Source organism: Methylobacterium sp. CCH5-D2, assembly GCF_001556475.1.
Lineage (GTDB): Bacteria > Pseudomonadota > Alphaproteobacteria > Rhizobiales > Beijerinckiaceae > Methylobacterium > Methylobacterium hispanicum.
In genome coordinates this window covers 1-2,686 of record NZ_LSIX01000867.1, presented here as the reverse complement: position 1 = coordinate 2,686, position 2,686 = coordinate 1, and the positions used below count along the sequence as shown (strand labels likewise).

The following is a 2,686-nucleotide window of genomic DNA, read 5'->3' as shown; positions in this document are numbered from 1 at the left end:
GCCGCCGCCCTGGCGCTCGCCGACGGCAGCACCGTGGTGGTCGCCCACGACGCCGACGAGATCGACCGGGTGCGGACCCGGAGCCTGCGCGCCCTCGGCCTCGGGCTGGTGCCGACCCTTGTGCTCTCCGGCTTGGGCGGCCTGCTGCTCGCCGGCCGCGCGCGCCGCCGGCTCGCCGCCACCGAGGCGGCGGTGGCGCAGGTGATGCGGGGCGACCTCGGCCGGCGCCTGCCGGTGGGGCGCCACGGGGACGAGTTCGACCGGCTGGCCGGCAACGTCAACCGGATGCTCGACGAGATCGAGCGCCTGCTGGGCGAGGTGCGCAGCGTCGGCGACGCGGTGGCGCACGATCTGCGCACGCCGCTGACCCGGCTCAGGGCGCGGCTGGAACGGACCCGCGATCACGCGGGCAGCGTGGCGGAATTCCGCGCCGCGATCGACCAGGGCCTCGCCTGGATCGACCAGACGCTCGCCATGGTCACCGCGGTGCTGCGCATCGGCGAGATCGAGCACGGGCGGCGCTCCGCGGGCTTCGCGCCGGTGGACCTCGCGCAGGTGGTCCGCGAGGTCGCGGAGTTCTTCGAGCCGATCGCCGAGGACAAGGCGGTCCTCCTCCGCGCCGCGGTGGAGGCGGGCCTGCCGCCCGTGGACGGGGACCGCGACCTGCTCTTCGAGGCGCTGTCGAACCTCGTCGAGAACGCCGTGAAGTTCACCCCGCCCGGCGGAGCCGTGCGGGTCGGCCTGGCGCGATCGGGCATGCACGCCGTCGTCTCCGTCGATGACACGGGGCCGGGCCTTCTCCCGGGCGAGCGCGATCAGGTGTTCCGACGCTTCTACCGGGCGGAGCGGGCCCGCCAGACCCCGGGCAACGGCCTCGGCCTCGGCCTCGTCGCGGCGATCGCCGCGCTGCACGGCTTCTCGGTCGAGGCGGAGGCATCCGCCGAGGGCGGCGCCCGCTTCGCGATCACCGCCCCCCTGCGGGACGAGGCGGCGCGGCGCCGCGCGCAGGCCGAGCCCGCGGATCCGATGCCGTCGCGGGCCGCCGGGCCGGAGGCCTGAGGGCGCTGACGCAGCTTCCGCCCCGAGCGGCCGAGGCAGCGGGACGATCGAGGCGCAGGGATCGCTCGGGCGACGTGCGGGCTTGTCGGCGGAGAATTCTTTATAGTAATTCTAATTCTGAGATGGACGGTCGCGAACGATTGGCGCTCTGGCGTGCCCTCACCCCCGGGCAGCGGGCGATGCTGTGCCGGCTGGATCGCGACGGGCCGCTCCTCACGCTGAAGCCATGGGAGATGCGCACCATCCGCTCGCTGCTCGAGCGCGGGCTGGTCAGGCCGAGACCGCCCTCCCGCGTCGGACGCGAGACCGCGGGGCTGTGGCACCTCAGCGCCAGGGGCCTGCGCATCCTCCCGCGGCCGCCGGCCGGCGGCGGCACCGCGGAGGTTCGCGACAGCCCATGACCCTGCACGGGCTGCTCGACCGGCTCCTCGTTCTCTGCATCGTCCTCGTGCTGGCCGGCACCTGCGCGACGCTGTCGGCGGCGGGCTTCGAGCGCGTCGGCGAGAGCGTCGGGCTCGCGGCCCTCGTGGCCGGCCTCGCCACCGCGTGGTGGCGAGGCTGACGCGGGCCGGGGCAGGCGGAAGGGGCCCTGGACGGAGCTGGGGCGTGCCGCCGCTCCCGGCGAATGCCGCGGCCGCGGCCGGTGCCGTATGGTCGGCGGCGCGATCCGAATGGTCCGCGAGGCGATCCAAGACCGCACCCGACCCTTCCCCGGAGAGAGCGACGACCATGCGCGCCCCGCACGCCGAGAGGCACCTCATCGACCGGATCGGCTGGCTCCGCGCCGCCGTGCTCGGCGCCAACGACGGCCTCGTCTCGACCGCGAGCCTGATCGTGGGCGTCGCGGCCTCCTCGGCCGGAACCGGCGAGATCCTGGTTGCGGGCTGCGCCGGCCTCGTGGCGGGCGCCATGTCGATGGCGGCGGGCGAGTACGTCTCGGTGAGTTCGCAGGCCGACACCGAGCAAGCCGACCTCGCCCGCGAGCGCCGGGAACTCGCCGACGATCCCGCGGCGGAACGGGAGGAGTTGGCCGGCATCTACGTCGCGCGCGGCCTCGACCATGCGCTCGCCCTGCAGGTCGCCGACCAGCTCATGGCCCGGGACGCGCTCGGCGCCCACGCCCGGGACGAGCTCGGGATCTCGGAGATCACGGCGGCGCGCCCGGTCCAGGCGGCGCTCACCTCGGCCGCCACCTTCTCGGCTGGGGCCGCCCTGCCGCTGGCCGTGGCGGCGCTCACGCGCGCCGACCTCGCGGTCTACACGGTCTCGACGGCCTCGCTGGTCTTCCTCGCGATCCTCGGGGCTCTCGGCGCGCGGGCCGGCGGCGCGGGTGTCGCCCGGGCGACGGCGCGGGTGGCCTTCTGGGGGGCGCTCGCCATGGCGGTCACCGCCGGCATCGGGGGGCTCGTCGGCAAGGCGGTGTGATACGGGATCCGGTTGAAGCGTTCGGTTTTGCGGATCCTCTCAGGATGCAGCTTGGGTCCCCTCTCCCATAGGGGAGGGCGATCGCATATGCCGAGCGAGCCTAGCCCCGGTCAGGCGTGGGTCCCCTCTCCCATAGGGAGAGGGACAGGGTGAGGGGTATGAGGCGTCCGAACAGGGCTCGATCTGAACGCGCGTCGATGGC

At 74.9% G+C, this 2,686-nt stretch carries 4 protein-coding genes; all 4 read left to right on the top strand.

From position 1 onward, the window contains the following. A partial coding sequence (locus AX737_RS23120) for an ATP-binding protein (RefSeq protein WP_082773250.1) occupies window positions 1–1,059 on the top strand: 1,059 nt, incomplete at its 5' end. Window positions 1,060–1,199: 140 nt separating this feature from the next. After that, a complete protein-coding gene (locus tag AX737_RS23115) occupies window positions 1,200–1,460 on the top strand; it encodes a hypothetical protein (RefSeq protein WP_245293494.1) in 261 nt (86 codons plus the stop codon). Then, complete coding sequence (locus AX737_RS33540; RefSeq protein ID WP_156453907.1) at window positions 1,457–1,621, top strand: hypothetical protein; 165 nt, start codon at window positions 1,457–1,459, stop codon at window positions 1,619–1,621. The genes AX737_RS23115 and AX737_RS33540 overlap by 4 nt, the downstream gene beginning before the upstream one ends. 167 nt (window positions 1,622–1,788) lie before the next feature. Continuing rightward, a complete protein-coding gene (locus AX737_RS23110; protein ID WP_066925369.1) occupies window positions 1,789–2,484 on the top strand; it encodes a VIT family protein in 696 nt (231 codons plus the stop codon). Window positions 2,485–2,686: the final 202 nt, after the last annotated feature.